Below are 19,505 nucleotides of genomic sequence, written 5' to 3' on the forward strand. Positions count from 1 at the left end.
GTCGGGTCGGGCCCGCCCGGCATGATCGGCCTCGATCTGTTGTCGGACCCGCGTGGCATGCTCGCATCCATGACGACGGGGAGCAGCCACAGCGAGATCCTGGTCGCCCGGGAGGGCGAGCTGGCCACGCTGCACGAGGCGCTCCGCCGGGTGCGCGGCGGGGAGCCGGCCGTCCTGCTGGTCGGCGGCGAGGCCGGGGTGGGCAAGACCCGGCTGGTCGAGGAGTTCACCCGGCGCCTGGCCGGCGAGCCGGTCCGGGTGCTCACCGGCCACTGCCTGGAGCTGGGCGAGGAGGGGCTGCCGTTCGCGCCGTTCGCGGCGGCCCTGCGCGAGCTGGTCCGCGACGAGGGGCGCGCGGTCCTCCAGGGGCGCGAGGCCGACTTCGCCCGGCTGCTGCCCGAGCTGGGCCCGCCGTCCGAGCTCGGCGAGACCCATCGCGGGCTGCTCTTCGAGCTGGTCGGGTCGCTGGTCGCCCGGCTCAGCGCGGAGCGGCCGCTGCTGCTGGTCCTGGAGGATCTGCACTGGGCCGACCGGTCCACCCGCGACCTGATCGGGTTCCTGGTGCGCTCGGCCCGGGCGCCCCGGCTGATGCTGCTGGCCACCTACCGCACCGACGAGCTGCACCGCGGCCACCCGCTGCGGCCGTTCGTGGCCGAGCTGGAGCGGGTCCGTGGCGTGCAGCGCCTGGAGGTCGACCGGCTCGACCGGGAGGGCACCGCCGAGCTGCTCGGCCACCTGCTCGGCGGCGAGCCGGAGCCGCAGACCGTCGACGTGGTGACCCGGCGCGCCCAGGGCATCCCGTTCTTCATCGAGCAGCTCGCCGCCGGCGCCGACCCGGCCTGCGCCGACATCCCGGAGACCCTGCGCGACCTGCTGCTCGCCCGGGTCGACCTGATGCCCGAGGCGGCGCAGCGGATGCTCCGGGTGGCCGCGGTCGGCGGCACCCGGATCGGTCACGAGCTGATCGCCCGGGTGGCCGGGGTCGACGAGCTGACCTGTGAGTCGGCGCTGCGCGTGGTGGTCGCCGGCCAGCTGATCGTCTTCGACCCGGACGGGGGCTACGAGTTCCGGCACGCCCTGGTCCGCGAGGCGGTCCACGACGACCTGCTGCCCGGCGAGCACGTCCGGCTGCACGCGCGCTACGCGGAGGCGATCGAGGCCGACCCGCAGCTGGTGCCGGCCGGCCGGGCGCCCGCCGAGATCGCCCACCACTGGCACGCGGCCAACAACCATCCGCGCGCCCTGGTCACCGCGAAACGCGCGGCCGACGAGGCGTGCCGCCGTTTCGCCTTCGCCGAGCAGGCCCGCCTGCTCGACCGGGTCCTTGAGCTGTGGGAGCAGGTGCCGGAGGCGGCCGAGCTGCTCGGCACCTGCCACCTCGACCTGCTGGAGGAGGCCGCGCTGGTCGCGATCGAGTCCGGCGAGCTGCACCGGGCGCTCAGCCTGACCCGCGCCGCGCTCGGCGACCTGGACGCCGCTGCCGAGCCGGTGCGCGCCGGGCGACTGCTGGTGCGCCGGGCCAAGCTGCTGCGCACCGCCGGCAAGAGCGACGGCTTCGCCGAGACCAAGGAGGCGTACCGCCTGCTCACCGAGGCGCCGGACGGGCGGGACCGGGCCGAGCTGCTCGGCGAGGTGGCCTACCTGTTCGCCAGCATGGACGGCGACGAGGTGGAGCGGATCTGGGAGCAGGTCCGGGCCGCGGTCGACCGGCTCGGCGACGCCAGCGCCCGGGTCTACGCGGAGATCACCAAGGGGCAGGTCTGCGCCGGCTGGGTGCCCGCCGCCGACGGCCTGCCGATCCTGGTCCGCGCGGTCGACGAGGCCCGGGCCGGCGGTGACGACCAGGCCCTCTCGCACGGCTTGGTGAACGTCTCCGACGTCCTGTTCGAGCTGGGCCGCTACGCGGAGTCGGCGGCCGCCGCGGCCGAGGGCGTCCCGCACGCCAGCCGCTACGGCGTCTCCCGCACCACCGGGGTCTACCTGCTGGCCAACCAGGCCGAGGCGCTGATCGCGCTGGGCCGCTGGGACGAGGCGGAGGCCCGGCTCGCCGAAGCCGGCCGGCAGGACCCGCCCGGCCTGATGGCGCTGCCCTGGCTGCGGTTGCGCGCCCGGCTCCGGCTGGCCCGCGGCCACGCCCGGGCCGAGCAGGCGCTGACCCGGGCGACCGGGATGCTCGGCAAGCCTTATGTGCCCTGCGAGAAACGCCTCTGGATGCTGGAGCTGCGCGTCCTGGCCGCCCTCGCCGCCGGCGACGCCCCGGCGGCGGTGGCCGCGGCCCGCCTCGCGGTGGTCGATCCGGGCCTGCCGGACCGGCCACGGTATGCCTGGCAGGTGCTCGCCACGGCGGCTCGGGCGGTGTCCTTCGCCCGCGAGTCGGCGGGTGGGCGGAGCCTTTCGGCGGCGTCGCTGCGGGAGCCGGCTGGTGGGCGGGATGTCCTGGCGGCATCGCTCCGGGAGTCGGCTGGTGGGCGGGATGTTCCGGCGGCGCCGCTTCGGGAGCCGGCTGGTGGGCGGGATGTCCTGGCGGCATCGCTCCGGGAGTCGGCCGGTGGGCGGGATGTTTCGGCGGCTGGGGGTCGAGAGTCGCTTTCCGGGCCGGGTGCCTGGTCCGATGTGGTGGAGCAGCTGGCCGAGCGGGTGCGGGCGATCGCGGCCCGGCTGCCGCGGCGTTACCCGGCGGAGCTGGCGGCCGGGGCACAGGTCGAGGCCGAGCTGGACGGTGGGGTCGAGCGCTGGACCGCGGCGGTGGCCGCGAGGCGGGTCGACGGGCCGCCGTTCGAGCTGGCCACGGCCCTGCTGCGGAGCGCCGAGGCGCAGGCGGCCGACCGGTCCGCGGCGGCTGCGGCGCTGGCCGAGGCCACCGGGATCGCCACCGAGCTGGGCGCCGTCCCGCTCCGCGAGGCGGCCGAGACGCTGGCCCGCCGGCTCGGGGTGCGCCCGGCGGCAGCCGAGACCGCGGCGGAGGAGGTGCTGACCGCCCGCGAGCGCGAGGTGTTGCGGCTGGTCGCCGAGGGCCTGAGCAACGGTCAGATCGCCCAGCGCCTGTTCATCTCCCCGAAGACCGCGAGCGTCCACGTCTCCCGCATCATCGCGAAACTCGCGGTGACCAACCGGGTGGAGGCCGCCGCGGTCGCCCACCGCCTCCATTTGCTCGACACCTGACTGGGCGGCTGTCGGCTCGGCCGGGCGTGGGGGCCGCCGTGGTCGCCGCCGCCTTCGCCTCCTCGACGACTGACCGGTCGGCTGTCGGCGGCGCCTGGCCCAGCGGCTGTCGCGGCGGCGCCTGGCCCAGCGGCTGTCGCGGCGGCGCCTGGCCCAGCGGCTGTCGCGGCGGTGCCTGGCCCGGCGGCTGTCGGCTCGGCCGGGTGTGGAGGCCGCCGTGGTCGCCGCCGCCTTCGCCTCCTCGACGACTGACCGGCCCGGCTGTTGGCGGGGCTGACCGGGTGGCTGTTGGCGGGGCTGACCGGGTGGCTGTTGGCGGGGCTGACCGGGTGGCTGTTGGCGGGGCTGACCGGGTGGCTGTTGGCGGGGCTGACCGGGTGGCTGTTGGCGGCGCTGATCGGTCGGCTGTCGGCGGTGCCTGACCCGGCGGCTCCTCGCTTGGTCGCGGCGTGGCGGCGGGTGGGGCGTGGCTCCGCGCGGGCTGGTTCGGGTGCTGGGTGGGTGCGGCGGGTTGCGGGGTGGGGGCATTTCGGGCGCGGGGCGGCGAAGGCTAATCCCAGGTGGCGCGGGCCCGATGTTGGGGGCCGACCGACAGCTTAGGGAGCCGTCATGCAGGACACGTTTCGTTCTTCCTTCGGGGGCTGGTGATGGACAGCGCCGTCGACGACGCGTACCAGGTGGTGGAGGCGTTGTTCGGGCCGGAGTCCGGGATCCCGTGGTGGGCCTGGATGGCGCCGATCATGCTGCTTCTCGGCCGGCTGCTCTATCCGGTGTTCTTCCCCGAGGCCGCCGCGGCGGAGGCGGAGACCGATCGCCGTCTCGCCGAGTTCCGCCGGGAACGCGACGGCAAGGGTAAGGACAAGGACAGCAAAAAGGGCAAGAAGGGTAAGAAGGGCAAGAAGTGACCGGCCCGCGCGCCGCCCGAAGGCTCGCGACCACACCAGGGTGACGAAGAACCTGGAGCGGTCGCGGGCCTTCGTCGTGTCCGGGACCGTGCGGACAAAGCGGTGCCGGTCGGGCGGGGGCGATGCCGGGCTGCGCGGACAAGGCGGTGCCGGTCGGGCGGGAGCGATGCCGGACCGTGCGGACAAGGCGGTGCCGGTCGGGCGGGAGCGATGCCGGACCGTGCGGACAAGGCGGTGCCGGTCGGGCGGGAGCGATGCCGGGCTGCGCGGACAAAGCGGTGCCGGTCGGGCGGGGGAGATGCCAGGCTGCGCGGACAAAACGGGTGTGGGACCGCGTAGAAGAAACGGTGCCGTGCAGGCGAGGCGGCGCCGGGCCACGCGGGGCGAAAGTGGGCGCCGGCCGGAAAGCCGGAAAGCCGGAAAAGCAAGCGACCCCAGCCTGAGCCGGGGCCGCAGCAAAAAGACAGCGACGAGACGTCGCGAACGCAGCGACGGAACGCCGCCGCTTGTGGTGCGGACGGATCAGCCGCGGGCGTCGAGCGCCTGCTTGTAGAGCCGCCCCGCCCGGTACGACGACCGGACCAGCGGCCCGCTCATCACGCCGGCGAAGCCGATCTGCTCGGCCTCCTCGCGCAGCTCGACGAACTCCTCCGGCTTGACCCAGCGCTCGACCGGGTGGTGCCGCGGCGTCGGCCGGAGGTACTGCGTGATGGTGATCAGCTCGCACCCGGCGGCGTGCAGGTCGCGCAGGGCCGCGGAGATCTCCGACCGCTCCTCGCCCATGCCGAGGATCAGGTTGCTCTTGGTGACCAGGCCGGCCGCGCGGGCCTGGGTGATCACGTCGAGGGAGCGTTCATAGCGGAAGCCGGGGCGGATCCGCTTGAAGATCCGCGGGACCGTCTCGACGTTGTGCGCGAGCACCTCGGGCGCCGCGCCGAACACCTCGGCCAGCTGGGCGGGCTCGGCGTTGAAGTCGGGGATCAGCAGCTCGACACCGCAGCCGGGCTGCAGCTTGTGGATCTGCCGGACGGTCTCCGCGTAGAGCCAGGCGCCGCCGTCGGGCAGGTCGTCCCGGGCGACGCCGGTGACGGTGGCGTAGCGCAGGCCCATGGTGGCGACGGACTCGCCGACCCGGCGCGGCTCGTCGGCGTCGAACTCGGCCGGCTTACCGGTGTCGATCTGACAGAAGTCGCAGCGGCGGGTGCACTGGTCTCCACCGATGAGGAAGGTCGCCTCGCGATCCTCCCAGCACTCGTAGATGTTCGGGCAGCCCGCCTCCTGGCAGACGGTGTGCAGGCCCTCTTTCTGCACCAGCCCGCGCATCTGGGTGTACTCCGGACCCATCTTCGCCTTGACCTTGATCCACGGCGGCTTCCGCTCGATGGGAGTTTCGGCGTTGCGCGCCTCGATGCGCAGCATGCGGCGGCCCTCGGGAGCAATAGTCACGACCCCGAGATTACGCCGATCCGGGCCGCCCGCAGCGCAGGGGCGACGAGGCTCACGTGACCTGACCTGTGACCGCCGTCACCATATGCTGGGAAATCCGGATGCGGGTGGCGGCCGGACCTGATTAGACTGCCCGGCACGGCAGTGATGGGACCGAGTAACGCTCCGATCCGCCGGCCGAGAGAGCCACCAGCAGCTGTGACGGTGGCCCGAGCGCCGGAGCGTGAAGACACCCCGGAGCCGAGCAGTGCAAGAGGCACCCGCGTGTAACGGCGCGGGTGCGAAGGTGCGGTGGTACCGCGAGGATTCCCGCTCGCCCGCACCTCCCTGGGGCCGCGTTGCAGTCACCAGAGGAGGTAACCGCCATGCAACGCATCCTCTCCACCGAACTGGCGTCCCATCCGTACGAAAAGGTCCTGGTCGAAGGCTGGGTCCATCGGATCCGGCGGCTGAAAGCGGTCTCCTTCCTGATCATCCGGGACGCGGCCGGGCTGGCCCAGGTGGTGGTGACCGACCCGGCGCAGCTGACCGCGCCGGAGGAGAGCGTCGTCTCGGTCACGGCCACCGTCACCCCGAACGAGCAGGCGCCGAACGGCGTGGAGCTGACCTCGCCGGAGATCCACGTGCACGCCGCGGTGGACGTACCGTTGCCGTTCGAACTGCATCGACCCGTGCTGACCGCGGGCCTGCCCGCCCAGCTGGACCACGCGGCGCTGGCGCTGCGGCATCCGGCCCGGCGGGCCGCGCTGCGGATCTCCGCGGCCGCCACCGCCGGGTTCCGCGCGGCCCTGGAGGCGCAGCGGTTCGTCGAGGTGCACACCCCGAAGATCGTCGAGTCGGCCACCGAGTCCGGCGCGAACGTCTTCCAGCTGGACTACTTCGGCCGGCCCGGCTATCTCGCCCAGTCGCCGCAGTTCTACAAGCAGATGATGGTCGGGGTCTTCGAGCGGGTCTTCGAGGTCGGGCCGGTGTTCCGGGCGGAGAACAGCGACACCGCGCGGCACCTGACCCAATACACCTCGCTGGACGCCGAAATGGGCTTCATCGCCGACCACCGGGACGTGATGGCCGCGCTGACCCGGACCCTCGCCGGGATGTTCGGCGCGATCACCGAGCGGACCGGGTTCGCGACGCCCGGGGTGCCGGCCGAGATCCCGGCCGTGCACTTCGCCGAGGCGCTGAAGATCGCCGGGGCGCCGGCCGACGAGCCGGACCTGGCCCCGGCGCACGAGCGCGCGCTGGGCGAGTGGGCGCGGCGCGAGCACGGCTCGGAGTTCGTCTTCGTGACCGGCTACCCGATGCGCAAACGGCCGTTCTACACCCACCCGGACCCGGCGGACCCGGCGTACTCGAACGGGTTCGACCTGCTCTTCCGGGGGTTGGAGATCGTCACCGGCGGGCAGCGGCTGCACCGGCACGCCGACTACGTCGCCGCGTTGCACGCGGCCGGCGAGCCACTCGCCGCCTATCGGGGCTATCTGGACGCTTTCCGGTACGGCATGCCCCCGCACGGCGGCTGGGCGATCGGCCTGGAACGTCTGGTCGCCCGGCTGACCGGGGCGGCGAACGTCCGCGAGGTCACCGCGTTCCCGAGGGACCCGCACCGGCTCGCGCCGTAGTCGTAGGTTGGGCCCGTGCTCATCGACCTCGACGTGGCGCCGGCCCCCGCCCCGGAGCGGGACCGCCGGATCCCGTGGCGCAAGCTCCGGGGCGCGGCCGCGGCTGCCGTGCTGTTGCTGCTCGGCGGCGCGGCCGCGCCACCCCGGATCGAGGCGTTCCCGCAGATCGCCGGCACCTCGGGCCGGGCCGCGATCACCGTCCTGCTCACCCCGGAGGCGCTGTACACCGCGCACCCGGCCGCCGACGAGGGCACCGACCTGGTCGCCCGGCCGCTGCGGCCGGGCGGCCCGGCCTGGCAGGTCCACCTCCAGCTGATCCCCGGGGCGGATCTCCGGCTGACCCGGTCCGGCGCGGTGCTGGTGGCCACCGACGAGACCGAGCTGGTGGCGCTCGACCCGGCCACCGGGAAGGAGCGCTGGTCGGCGGCGAGCCCGCCGACCCTGCTCGGCGACCGGGCGCTGCTCAGCGACTGGGACGACGACGTCGGCGTCATGCGCCTGGCCGACCTGGCGACCGGCCGGATCCTCTGGAGCCGGCCCGCCGAGGCGACCGGCGCGATGCTCGACCCGGCCGGGCGCTACCTGCTCACCCTGGACGGCCTGGGCAGCGCGCAGGTGTGGTCGGCGGCCGACGGGCGGCCGCTGGGCAGCCGGGTCGTGGACGAGGCGATCGACCCGGACGACCCGCTGGCGGTGCTGGCCGGCGACCAGGCCTACGTGCTGGGCCCGACCACGATCACCGCGCTGCGCCTGCCCGACCTGAAGCTGGCCTGGGCGCAGCCGTCCAGTGTGCTGATGCCGCGCGACGCGGTCCTCTGCGGCGCCCTGCTCTGCGTGCTGGGGGAGCGCGGCCTGACCGCTTTCGACCCGCGCACCGGGGCGGTGCGCTGGACCGCGCCCGGGTGGCACGACTACGCCGACGGGGTGGTCCGTTCCCTGGACGGGCGGCTCGCGCTGCTCGACCTGACGACCGGCGAGGTGCTCCGCAGGCTGGGCCGGGGCGAGGTGACCGACGGCCTGCTGCTGCGCGCGGCCGGTGACCACACCGAGGTCACCGACCTGCGCACCGGCCGGCTGTACGGCACGCTGCCGCGGGTGCTGTCCTACGGCTGCACGGCCGTCGACGACCTGGTGGCCTGCCCGGACCGGGGCGCCACCGTCGTCTTCCGGATCAGAAGAGGGTCGTGAGGTGCCGCTCGACCACCGGCATCACCTCGGCCACGGTCACCGGCCGGCCCAGCTCGGCGCTGAGTGAGGTGACCCCGGCGTCGCGGATCCCGCACGGCACGAACCGGTCGAAGGCCGCCAGGTCGCAGTCACAGTTCAGCGCGAAACCGTGCAGCGTGACACCACGGGCCACCCGGATGCCGATCTGGGCGATCTTCCGGTCCGGGCCGCCGTCGGTGGCCCGGACCCAGGCGCCGCTGCGGCCCTCGACCCGCTCGGTGGGCACGCCGAACTCGGCGCAGACGTCGATCAGCAGCTGCTCGACCCGGCGGACATAGGCCACCACGTCGACCGGGTCGGGCAGGCGCAGGATCGGGTAGCCGACCAGCTGGCCGGGACCGTGCCAGGTGATCTTGCCGCCGCGGTCGACGTCGACCACCGGGGTGCCGTCCCACGGCCGGTCGGCGGGCTCGGTCCGCTTGCCGGCGGTGAAGACGCTGGGGTGCTCCAGCAGCAGGATCGTGTCCGGCTGGGCGCCGCTCGCCACGGCCTCGTGCAAACGCTTCTGCTCGTCCCACGCGTCGCGGTAGTCGACCAGCCCGGGGCGCAGAACGGTGAGTACGGAGGAGGTCACAGCGGAAAGCCTAGCCCCGTACTCACCGGTACTCAGCGGTCGACCGGGTCCACCCCGCGACGAATGCGCCACACCAGCACGTCGTCCACCCGCTCCGGCGGGCCGAGCAGATCGGTGGCGGTGGTCAGCAACGCGTCCCGGAACAGGGTCTGGTGGTCGGAGCCGGTGATCTCGGCGGGCAGGAAGACCGCGTCCAGGCCCCAGTAGGCGAAGTCGGCCCGGGCCTGCGCCCGGTCCGCGTTGGTCGCCTGGACGACGTAACCCCACCAGGCGGCGCGCAGGAACATCCAGTCGGTGGCCCGCTGCGGAGCGCCGATCTGGCCCTCCAGTTTCCGGCCGGCCTCGCCCTCGGCCTGCGGGCCGAGGAAGTAACCGCCCGGGATCCGGAACTGCCGGCCGCCGCGGGCCATCGTGTACGCCTGCCAGCGCTGCCCGTCCGCGGTCACGTTCAGCGCGAACGGCAGCGCGGAGAGCGTCCCGCCCTCCGGCACGTACCGCTTCCAGGTGCCGTTGGCGATGAACGCCGGCTCCGGCGAGCGGTGCTGGACCCGGACCGGCAGCGGGAACAGCGGCAGCAGGCTGACCACCACGGCGGCGCAGAGCGCGCCGTGCTGCGCGCCGAGCGGGATCCGCCGGCTGATCAGCTCGTCCAGCAGCAGCGCCAGCAGGATGCCGAACACCCCGACCACGACCAGCGAGAACCGGACCGGCAGCGCCGAGTCGAACAGCGGCAGGTGCTGGAGGGCGGCGTAGGGCAGCGGGAAGCTGTACTGATGCTTGTTGATGAACAGCCGCGGACCCCAGGAGAGCACCGCGAAGATCAGCCCGACCAGGCCGACGGCGCGCAGCGTGGCCCGCCGCCCCGGCGCGACCCGGTTCCGCAGCAGCATGAAGGCGAGGACCATCAGGACCACCATCGGTACGCCGAAGAACGACGTCTCCTCGGTCCGGTTCGGCGCGAGGTCCTTGTGCAGCCCGATCATCCCGGCCAGCGACCGGTTCGGGTAGGACAGGTACGCCCCGAGGTCCTCGGCGAAGTACTTCTGGTTGAACCCGGTCCCGGAGAACGTCTGCGGCCCGGCGAAGTGCATGTAGAGCGGGTAGCCGAGCAGCGTCCCGGCCACCACCGCGGTCACCCCGAGCGCCCGCAGCACGGTGCCCAGCGCGGCCCGCGCCTCGTGCCGCACCGCTTTCGCGCAGGACCAGATCAGCAGGAAGATGCCGCTGGCCAGGGCGGTGTAGAACAGCCCCTCGGCGGCGATCGAGAAGCCGATCGCGAGCAACAGCCCCAGCTTGATCCCGTTGCGCAGCCAGCGACCCTCCTCGCGCAGCTTGAGCACCTGCCAGATGACCACCGGGGCGACCCAGCCGGCGGTCCAGTTCAGGTGGCCGTTGGCGTGCGAGATGAAGCCCGGGGCGAACCCGCAGAACAGCCCGGCCACCGCCGCCGCCCCGGCGTTGCCGACCAGCCAGCGGCGCAGGAACAGGTACCACGCGAAGGCGGAGCCGGCCAGGTTCAGGGTCAGCACGGTCACGAAGCTGACCTGCGGGCCGGCCAGGTGGGTCAGCGGCGTCAGCAGCACCGTGTAGACCGTGATCGAGGTGTTCGCGGCCAGGTTCACGCCGAGCGGCGTGTTCAGCAGGTCGGTGAAGAACGGGTCCGCGCCGTGCGTGACGGTGTAGTACCCGTACCCCATCAGCCACTCGAAGAAGGCCTGGTCGCCGACGTTGTCGGAGAGCACGTGACGGTACGGGTCCGCCCATAGGCCGTGGGTCACGTAGCCCGCCAGGGCGAGCGCGATCAGAGCCACGGTCAGATGAGCCCGCCAGGCGCGCGGCCGGCGGCCGGACGTGGTGACGGGCTCGGAAGGGGGATCGGCGGACGCTGCTGGGGCGGGGGCGGCTACGGACATCAGCCGCAGGTTAGCAGCGAGAGCTGTAGTTCAGCGGCCGATCGCGGGTTCCGGTCGCAAAGCCGCCTGCAGAGCGGACGCGATGTCCGGGTATGCCCAGGAGAATCCGGCGTCGCGCAGCACTCCGGGCACCGCCCGCTGACTGTGCCGCAACTCGCCGCCGAGCTCGCCGAGCGCCAGATCGAGCACCGGACCGGGCACCGAGAGCAGCGCCGGGCGGTGCACCGCGGCGGCCAGCGTCCGGGTGAACGCGGCGTTGGTGCACTGCTCGGCGGAGACCAGGTTGACCGGCCCGGCCAGGTCCTCGCGGTCCAGCAGGAACTCGGTCGCGCCCAGCCAGTCGCCCAGCGCGATCCAGGCCATCCACTGCCGCCCGCTGCCCAGCCGCGCCCCGCCGCCCAGCTTGAAGAGCGGCAGCAGCGGTTTCAGCGGCGCGCCGGTCCGGTCCAGCACCGGCGCGGTGCGCAGCAGCACGACCCGGGTGCCGGCGTCCTCGGCGGGCCGGGCGGCGGCCTCCCAGACCCGGCACAGGTCGGCCAGGAAGGTGCTGCCGGCCGGCGCCTCCTCGGTGACCTCCTGGTCGCCGGTGTCGCCGTACCACCCCACCGCGGAGGCCTGCAGCAGCGTGCGCGGGCGGTCGGCGGCCGGCAGTCTGGCGATGGTCCGGGCGATCGTGTCGGTGGTGTTCACCCGGCTGGACCGCAGCACCCGCTTGTAGTTGGCGGTCCAGCGCTGCGCCCCGATGTTCGCCCCGGCCAGGTTGACCACCGCGTCCGCGCCGGCCAGCGCGTCCGGGTCGAGCCGGCCCTGCCCCGGGTCCCAGGTGGCCGGCTGCCGGACCAGCCGGTGCACGTCGTGGCCGCTCTGCCGCAGCCGATCGGCGAGCCGGGTGCCGAGAAAGCCGGACGCACCGGCCATGACGATCCGCATGGTCCCACCCTTTCCCGAAAGAGATTCAGATCAAAACAGAACTGGGGTACGCCACAGTGGCGCACCCCAGCAATGTCTTACCGGTGTCAGAGCCCGAGGTCGGCCTCGAAGTGCCCGGCCTCCAGGCGCTCCTTCAGCGTGCCCAGGAAGCGGGCGGCGTCCGCGCCGTCCACGATCCGGTGGTCGTAGCTGAGCGCCAGGTAGACCATCGACCGCGGCGCGATGATCTCGCCGAGGTTCGGGTCGTTGACGATCACCGGGCGCTTGACCACCGCGCCCAGGCCGAGGATGCCGACCTGCGGCTGGTTGATGATCGGGGTGTCGAAGAGGGCGCCCCGGCTGCCGGTGTTGGTCAGCGTGAAGGTGCCGCCGCCGATCTCGTCCGGCCCGATCTTGTTGTTGCGGGTGCGGTCCGCGAGGTCCGCGATCCGCTTGGCCAGCCCGGCCAGGTTGAGGTCGCCGGCGTCCTTGATCACCGGGACGACCAGGCCCTTCGGCGCGTCCACCGCGATGCCCAGGTGCTCGGCGCCGTGGTAGGTGACCGTGCCGGCCTCGACGTCGATCGACGAGTTGACCACCGGGTGCTGCTGCAGCGCCTCGACCGTGGCCAGCGCGAAGAACGGCAGGAAGGTCAGCTTCACGCCGTGCTTGGCCTGGAAGTCGGCCTTCGCCTTGTTCCGCAGCGTCGCGATCTTGGTGACGTCCACCTCGACGACCGTGGTGAGCTGCGCCGAGATCTGCAGCGACTCGACCATGCGGCGCGCGATGGTGGCCCGGATCCGGGTCAGCTTCTCGGTGCGGCCGCGCAGCGGGCTCGGCTCGGCCTTCGCCTTGGCCGGGGCCTCGGCGGCGGCCGGGGCAGCGGCGGCGGGCGCCGGCGCGGCGGCCTGGGCCTTGGCCGCGGCCGCCTTCTCGGCGGCGTCGAGCACGTCCTGCTTGCGGATCCGGCCTCCGACGCCGGTCCCGGTCAGCGAGGCGAGGTCCACGCCCTTCTCCGCGGCCAGCTTGCGGACCAGCGGGGTGACGTAGCCGGCGTCGCCGGCGCCGTTCGCCTTGACCGTCTCGGCGGCCGGCGCGGCCGGCTGCGCGGGAGCGGACGGGGCCGGCTGCTTGGTCTCCGCGGCCGGGGCCGGGGTCGCGTAGGACTCGCCGACCGGCGCGGACTCCGCCTTCGGCTGGGCCTGCTGCGGCGCGGGCGCCGGCTTCGACTCGACCTGCGGGGCCGGCTTCGACTCCACCTGCGGCGCGGGCGCCGGCTTCGACTCGGCCGCCGGCGCGGACGACGCCGAGCCGACGATCGCGAGCACGCCACCGACCTCGGCGGTCTCGTCCTCCGGGACCCGGATCTCCAGCAGCGTGCCGGCCACCGGCGACGGGATCTCGGTGTCGACCTTGTCGGTGGAGACCTCGAGCAGCGGCTCGTCCACCTCGACGGTGTCGCCGACCGCCTTGAGCCAGCGGGTGACGGTGCCCTCGGTGACGCTCTCGCCGAGCGCCGGCATCGTCACCTCGGTGCCCTCGGCGGAGCCGCTCGCCGTCTGCGGCGCGGGGGCCTCCTCCTCGACCGGCTTCTCGGTCGACGGGGTGGTCGGGGCCGGCGGCTCCGGCTCCTCCTGGGCCTGCTCCTGCTCCTGGGCCGGCGCGGGGGCGGACGAACCGGCGTCCTCACCCTCGCCCGCGATGACGGCCAGCTCGCTGCCGACCTCCGCGGTCTCGTCCTCGCCGACCACGATGCGGGAGAGCACACCCGCGGCGGGCGACGGGATCTCCGTGTCGACCTTGTCGGTGGAGACCTCGAGCAGCGGCTCGTCGATCTCGACGCGCTCGCCCTCCTGCTTGAGCCAGCGCGTGACGGTGCCCTCGGTGACGCTCTCACCCAGCCGCGGCATGGTTACCGATGTCGGCATCTTTCCCCAAACTCCTTAACGCCAATGAGGCTTGTTCACGACGGTCGAGACGTACCCACGACGCTTATCGTGAATAAGCCTCATCGAAGCGATCTGATTCAGCTGTGCGCGTGCAGGGGCTTGCCCGCGAGCGCGAGGAAAGCCTCGCCCAGCGCCTCGTTCTGCGTCGGGTGGGCGTGCACCAGCTGGGCGACCTCCTCCGGGAAGGCCTCCCAGTTGTAGATCAGCTGCGCCTCACCGACCAGCTCGCCCATCCGGGCGCCGACCATGTGGACGCCGACCACCGGGCCGTCCTCGACCCGGACCAGCTTGACGAAGCCGGCCGTCTTGAGGATCTGGCTCTTGCCGTTGCCGCCCAGGTTGTAGTTGTACGACGTGACCTTGTCGGCGCCGTACTTCTCCTTGGCCTTGGCCTCGGTGAGCCCGACCGACGCGACCTCCGGGTCGGAGTAGGTGACCCGCGGGATGCCGGCCTCGTCGATCACCGCCGGGTTCTTCCCGGCGATCTCCTCGGCCACGAAGATGCCCTGCTGGAAGCCGCGGTGCGCGAGCTGCAGGCCGGGCACGATGTCGCCGACCGCGTAGATGTTGCCGACGCCGGTGTGCAGGCGCTCGTTGGTGATCACGAAGCCGCGGTCCAGGGTGATGCCCTGCTCCTCGTAGCCCAGGCCGGCCGTCGACGGGCCGCGGCCGACCGCGACCAGCAGCACCTCGGCCTCCAGGGTCTCGCCGCCGGCGATGGTCACCTTGACGCCGTCCGCGGTCTTCTCGACCTTCTCGAACGGCTTGCCGACCTTGAAGTTGATCTTCCGCTTGCGGAACGCGCGCTCGACGGTCTTCGAGATCTCCTCGTCCTCCGCGGCGACCAGCCGGGGGAGGGCCTCGATGATGGTCACGTCGGCGCCGAACGACTTCCACACGCTGGCGAACTCGACGCCGATCACGCCGCCGCCCAGCACGATCGCCGAGCTCGGCACCCGGTCCAGCTTCAGCGCGTGCTCGCTGGCGATCACCTTCTGGCCGTCGATGTCCAGGCCGGGCAGGGTGCGCGAGTAGGAACCGGTGGCGAGGATGACGTTCCGCCCGGTGTAGCGCTGCCCGTCGACCTCGACGGTGTCCTTGCCGACCAGCTTGCCGGCGCCCTGGACCAGGGTGATGTTCTTGTTGTGGCCCAGCAGGCCCTGCAGGCCCTTGTAGAGACGGCCGACGACGCCGTCCTTGTAAGAGTTCACCCCGGCCATGTCGATCCCGACCAGATCGGCCTTCACGCCGAACTGCTCGCTCTCCCGCGTCTGGTCGGCGATCTCCGCCGCGTGCAGGAGCGCCTTGGTCGGGATGCAGCCCCGGTGCAGGCAGGTGCCTCCGACCTCGGCCTTGTCGATCAGCGCTACGGAGAGGTTCAGCTCGGCGGCGCGAAGCGCGGCCGCGTACCCGCCGCTGCCTGCGCCGAGAATGACGATGTCGAAGGTTCCGCCGTTCGGCTGGCTCACGTTGACTCCAGTAGTCGAGTCGTCGCCATGTGGGTCACACAATGGAAACGGTCACAGTCCCGTCTCGGACATCTTGTCACTTCTGGACCCGCTCTATGCGGGCAGGTGCCCCAAGACACGTCGGCTCGTCGTACCCTTGCGGGACCTGAGACGAGGGGGAGCGGAAGTGGCTTGGTTTCGACGGCGCCCGAGATCGGTCGGTGCCGGAGGACGACCGGTTGACCAGGCCGATCTCGACCACCTTACCCAGTTCGTGCGCAGCCGGACCGGTGTCGAGGCATTCATCGAGCCGCGGACCACGGTGACCGAGACCACGGTGTTGCTTGTCGCACACGACGGCGAGTGGACCCGGCGGCGGATCGAGTCGCCCGAGGTCGCCCGCCGGTTCGCGCACAAGCTCTCGCTGCCCATCTACGACGTCCGGCTGCTCGGTTACCCGCAGCGGATGCGCGACTTCAACGAGCGGCGGAAACGCCGCCCGGCCTGAGCCAGGCCGGACGGCGGATCGGCTCAGAGCGAGTCGACGACCTGCAGCAGGGTGCGGATCGGCACGCCGGTCCCGCCCTTGGTCCAGTAACCGGTGGCCTCCCCGGAGTGGTAGGCCGGGCCGGCCACGTCGATGTGCGCCCACTCCACGCCCGGCGCCACGAACTCGCGCAGGAACACGCCGCCCTGCAGCATGTGCCCGGCCCGGTCCAGGTTGGCGTTGGTCTGGCAGATGTCGGCGATCTCCGACTCCATGCCCTTGCGCACGTCGTCCGGCAGCGGCATCGGCCAGGCCGGCTCGCCGACCGTGTCACCGGCCGACTTGACCAGCGCGGTCGCCTCCTCCGAGCCCATCAGGCCGGAGATCCGCTTGCCCAGCGAGATCACCTGGCCGCCGGTCAGGGTGGACGTCTCGAACAGGTAGTCGGCGCCGTCCGCGCAGGCCCGGGCCATCGCGTCGCCGAGCACCATGCGGCCCTCGGCGTCGGTGTTGAACACCTCGACCCGCTTGCCGTTGAACATGGTGATCACGTCGCCCGGCCGGTACGCCGACCCGGACGGCATGTTCTCGGCGATCGCCAGGTACCCGGAGACCGCCACCCCTGGCTTGAGCGCGGCGATCGCCAGCATGGTCGCGCCGACCGCGGCCGCCCCGGCCATGTCCGACTTCATCTCCCACATGCCGGCCGCCGGCTTGATGCTGACGCCGCCGGTGTCGAAGGTGATGCCCTTGCCGACCAGTGCGACCCGCTTCGGCTCGGCCACCCCGTCCGGGGTGTAGCTCAGCTTGACCAGCCGCGGCGGCGCCTCGGACCCCTGCCCGACCGCCACGATGCCGCCGTACCCCCCGGCCTTGAGCTGCTCGAAGTCGAGCACCTCGACGGCCAGCCCGGCCTGCTCGGCGGCCGCCGCGACCAGGTCGGCGAAGGTCGCCGGGCGCAGCTCGTTGGGCGGCATGTTGACCCAGTCGCGGGCCTGCCGGACCGCGCGGCCGACCACCTCGGCGCGAGTCACCTCGGACTGCGCGGCCGGGTCGGCGGCATCCGGCACGTGCACCCGCAGCGCGGTCACCGGCTCCCGGCGGCCCTTCTGCGGCTTGGTCTTGTAGCCGGCGAACCGGTAGCCGCCGAGCAGCGCGCCCTCCAGCGTGGCGCGCAGCACCGCTGGGGCGTCCGCGTCGTCCGGCACCGGCAGGGCCAGCGCCACGGTGGCGCTGCCGGCCAGCGCGCGGACCGCGGCGCCGGTGCCCCGGCGCAGCGTCTCCAGGTCGGGCGCGGAGCCGGCCGGCTCGTCACCCAGGCCCACCGCGACCACCAGCGGTGCGGCGACCGTGCCGAGGGTGGCCAGCTTGGTCACCTCGCCCGGGGCGCCGGTCGCGCCGAGCAGCGCCAGCGTCGAGGTCAGCTTGCCGTCGAACGCGGCGGCGATGCTCTCCGCGCCGGACGCCGGAAGCAGGGCGCCGTCCTGGTCGGGCTGGCTGTGCAGGCCGATGACGATGGCATCGACCGCCAATTCGGCCGGGTCGGTGTCGACCAGGCTGAGGGTGGGCTGGGTCACTCGGGCACTCCGCGACGATCGGGGCCGGGATCCGCCGGTGGGCGGTGCTCCCGGCTGGTGGGAAACACTTGGTGTTCCCCGCGACTCTAACCAGCGCCAAGGTCACCGGTAAGTTGAGTCTCATGTCTGCCGACCACTTGCGCTCTCCGCTGCACGAACGCCACGTCGGGCTGGGCGCCAAGCTGGCCCCGTTCGGGGGCTGGGAGATGCCGCTGGAGTACGCCGGCGGCGGCGTGCTGAAAGAGCACGCCGCGGTCCGCGAGGCGGCCGGCGTGTTCGACGTGTCGCACCTGGGCAAGGCCCGGGTGACCGGCCCCGGCGCGGCCGCCTTCGTCAACTCCTGCCTGACCAACGACCTGGACCGGATCGCGCCCGGCAAGGCGCAGTACACGCTCTGCTGCGACGAGTCCGGCGGCGTGGTGGACGACCTGATCGCCTACCTCTACGGCCCGGACGACGTCTTCCTGATCCCGAACGCGGCGAACACCGCCGAGGTGGTCCGCCGCCTCGCCGCCGCCGCGCCGGACGGCGTCACGGTCACCGGCCAGCACCGCGACCACGCGATCCTGGCCGTGCAGGGCCCGGAGTCGGCCGCCGTCCTGGACCGGCTCGGCCTGCCCACCGGCCACGACTACATGTCGTTCGCCGAGGCCACCCTCGGCGACACCCGGCTGGTCGTCTGCCGCACCGGCTACACCGGCGAGCACGGTTACGAGCTGGTCATCCCGTGGGAGTCGGCGACCACCGTGTGGGACGCGCTGACCGGCGCCGGGGTCCGCCCGTGCGGCCTCGGCGCCCGCGACACGCTGCGCACCGAGATGGGCTACCCGCTGCACGGCCAGGAGCTCACCCTGGAGATCAGCCCGGTCCAGGCCCGCTCCGGCTGGGCGGTCGGCTGGTCCAAGCCGGCCTTCTGGGGCCGCGACGCCCTGCTCGCCGAGAAAGCCGCCGGCCCCCGCCGCCAGCTCCGCGGCCTGGAACTGACCGGCCGCGGCATCCCGCGCGGCCACATGACCGTCTTCGCCGGCGACACCCCGATCGGCGAGACCACCAGCGGCACCTTCTCCCCGACGAAGAAGGTGGGCATCGCCCTGGCCCTGATCGACACCGCCCCGGCCCTCCCGGACGACACCCTCGTCGAGATCGACATCCGCGGCCGCCGCATCGAGGCCCGGCTGGTGAAGCCCCCGTTCGTGCAGCCGTCGGTCCGCTGACCCCGGGGGGCCCAGGCCGCTCACTGGGCGCTGGCCCCGCGGCGTCCAGCCCGCTCACTGCCCGCTGGCCCCGCGGCGTCCAGCCCGCTCACCGCCCGCTGGGCGCCCCTCGGCCGCCGTTGCCCCCGGCCAACCCATTCCCGGTACGTCCGAAGCCCCTGCCCTGATCTCCCCCTACGTCATCAGACCCCGCCCACCCAGGGGGCCGACCCATCGATCAGTGTGGCCGAGAGGCCCAAGATCCGGCTGTGGCCCTGTGGACAACTCGGGAGTGTGGACAACGCCCCGCGCGGTTCCGACGGCCGGACAGTGTGCGTGCCGGTGTGAGCAGGGGACAGACGGCGGGAGTGCCCGTGGTGAGTTGCGGGCGGGCGTCGTGTGCGCGTGGTGAGCTGCGGACGGTGTGCGTGCCGGTGGTGAGCTGGGGACAGACGGCGGGAGTGCCCGTGGTGAGTTGCGGGCGGGCGTCGTGTGCGCGTGGTGAGCTGCGGACGGTGTGCGTGCCGGTGGTGAGCTGGGGACAGGCGGCGGGAGTGCCCGTGGTGAGTTGCGGGCGGGCGTCGTGTGCGCGTGGTGAGCTGCGGACGGTGTGCGTGCCGGTGGTGAGCTGGGGACAGGCGGCGGGAGTGCCCGTGGTGAGTTGCGGGCGGGCGTCGTGTGCGCGTGGTGAGCTGCGGACGGTGTGCGTGCCGGTGGTGAGCTGGGGACAGGCGGCGGGAGTGCCCGTGGTGAGTTGCGGGCGGGCGTCGTGTGCGCGCGTGGTGAGCTGCGGGGCGGGCGGCGTGCGTGCCGGTGGAGCTGGGGGAGGGCGGCGTGCGTGCCGGTGGTGAGCTGCGTGGCGGGGGGCGGGAGTGCCCGTGGTGAGCTCCGGGCGGGCGGCGTGTGCGCGTGGTGTGCTGCAGGCGGCGTCCGTGCCGGTGGTGAGGTGGCGGGCGGCGGGAGTGCCCGTGGTGAGTTGCGGGCAGGCGGCGTGTGCGCGTGATGAGCTGCGGGCGGCCTGGGTGCCGGTGGTGAGCTGGGGGACGGGCAGAGGGCTCACCGCGTACCGGAAAGCCCTGACCGCGATCCGGACCGC

General features: G+C 73.3%; 13 protein-coding genes. 6 read left to right on the plus strand and 7 right to left on the minus strand.

Annotated elements, in window-relative coordinates:
* Nucleotides 1-69: 69 nt before the first annotated feature.
* Nucleotides 70-3,162 carry a helix-turn-helix transcriptional regulator gene (locus tag BJY16_RS48430; RefSeq protein ID WP_185040187.1) on the plus strand — a complete coding sequence of 1,031 codons (3,093 nt, stop codon included), beginning with the start codon at nt 70-72 and terminating at the stop codon, nt 3,160-3,162.
* A gap of 647 nt (nt 3,163-3,809) precedes the next feature.
* On the plus strand, nt 3,810-4,067 hold the full coding sequence (locus BJY16_RS15790; protein WP_185040188.1) for a hypothetical protein: 258 nt from the start codon (nt 3,810-3,812) through the stop codon (nt 4,065-4,067).
* A gap of 522 nt (nt 4,068-4,589) precedes the next feature.
* Here BJY16_RS15790 and lipA read toward each other — a convergent pair.
* Nucleotides 4,590-5,513 carry a lipoyl synthase gene (gene lipA, locus BJY16_RS15795; RefSeq protein WP_373873404.1) on the minus strand — a complete coding sequence of 308 codons (924 nt, stop codon included), beginning with the start codon at nt 5,511-5,513 and terminating at the stop codon, nt 4,590-4,592.
* A gap of 365 nt (nt 5,514-5,878) precedes the next feature.
* Between lipA and aspS the strand changes: the two genes are divergently transcribed.
* Complete coding sequence (aspS, locus tag BJY16_RS15800) at nt 5,879-7,132, plus strand: aspartate--tRNA(Asn) ligase (RefSeq protein WP_185040189.1); 1,254 nt, start codon at nt 5,879-5,881, stop codon at nt 7,130-7,132.
* Between the two features lie 15 nt (nt 7,133-7,147).
* On the plus strand, nt 7,148-8,320 hold the full coding sequence (locus BJY16_RS15805) for an outer membrane protein assembly factor BamB family protein (RefSeq protein WP_185040190.1): 1,173 nt from the start codon (nt 7,148-7,150) through the stop codon (nt 8,318-8,320).
* Here BJY16_RS15805 and lipB read toward each other — a convergent pair.
* From lipB to lpdA, 5 genes are all read right to left on the minus strand, one after another.
* On the minus strand, nt 8,304-8,933 hold the full coding sequence (gene lipB / locus BJY16_RS15810; RefSeq protein WP_185040191.1) for a lipoyl(octanoyl) transferase LipB: 630 nt from the start codon (nt 8,931-8,933) through the stop codon (nt 8,304-8,306). The genes BJY16_RS15805 and lipB overlap by 17 nt on opposite strands.
* Nucleotides 8,934-8,965: 32 nt before the next feature.
* Nucleotides 8,966-10,846, minus strand: coding sequence for a DUF6311 domain-containing protein (locus BJY16_RS15815; RefSeq protein ID WP_185040192.1), 1,881 nt, complete (start codon nt 10,844-10,846; stop codon nt 8,966-8,968).
* A gap of 30 nt (nt 10,847-10,876) precedes the next feature.
* The gene (locus BJY16_RS15820; protein ID WP_185040193.1) at nt 10,877-11,776 is read right to left on the minus strand and encodes a TIGR01777 family oxidoreductase; all 900 of its coding nucleotides are present in this window, start codon (nt 11,774-11,776) and stop codon (nt 10,877-10,879) included.
* Nucleotides 11,777-11,862: 86 nt separating this feature from the next.
* Nucleotides 11,863-13,683, minus strand: a complete 1,821-nt coding sequence (sucB, locus tag BJY16_RS15825) for a 2-oxoglutarate dehydrogenase, E2 component, dihydrolipoamide succinyltransferase (protein ID WP_185040194.1) — start codon at nt 13,681-13,683, stop codon at nt 11,863-11,865.
* 98 nt (nt 13,684-13,781) lie between these two features.
* Nucleotides 13,782-15,173, minus strand: a complete 1,392-nt coding sequence (lpdA, locus tag BJY16_RS15830) for a dihydrolipoyl dehydrogenase (protein ID WP_185040195.1) — start codon at nt 15,171-15,173, stop codon at nt 13,782-13,784.
* 166 nt (nt 15,174-15,339) lie between these two features.
* On the opposite strand from lpdA, the gene BJY16_RS15835 reads away from it, so the two are divergent.
* A complete protein-coding gene (locus BJY16_RS15835; protein ID WP_185040196.1) occupies nt 15,340-15,660 on the plus strand; it encodes a hypothetical protein in 321 nt (106 codons plus the stop codon).
* A gap of 23 nt (nt 15,661-15,683) precedes the next feature.
* Here the strand turns inward: BJY16_RS15835 and BJY16_RS15840 are convergent, their stop codons facing one another.
* Nucleotides 15,684-17,216, minus strand: coding sequence for a leucyl aminopeptidase (locus BJY16_RS15840; RefSeq protein ID WP_185040197.1), 1,533 nt, complete (start codon nt 17,214-17,216; stop codon nt 15,684-15,686).
* 122 nt (nt 17,217-17,338) lie between these two features.
* On the opposite strand from BJY16_RS15840, the gene gcvT reads away from it, so the two are divergent.
* Nucleotides 17,339-18,430: a glycine cleavage system aminomethyltransferase GcvT gene (gene gcvT, locus BJY16_RS15845; protein ID WP_185040198.1), complete on the plus strand. Its 1,092-nt coding sequence runs from the start codon at nt 17,339-17,341 to the stop codon at nt 18,428-18,430.
* Nucleotides 18,431-19,505: the final 1,075 nt, after the last annotated feature.

The sequence above is a fragment of the Actinoplanes octamycinicus genome (genome assembly GCF_014205225.1).
GTDB classification, from domain to species: Bacteria; Actinomycetota; Actinomycetes; order Mycobacteriales; family Micromonosporaceae; genus Actinoplanes; species Actinoplanes octamycinicus.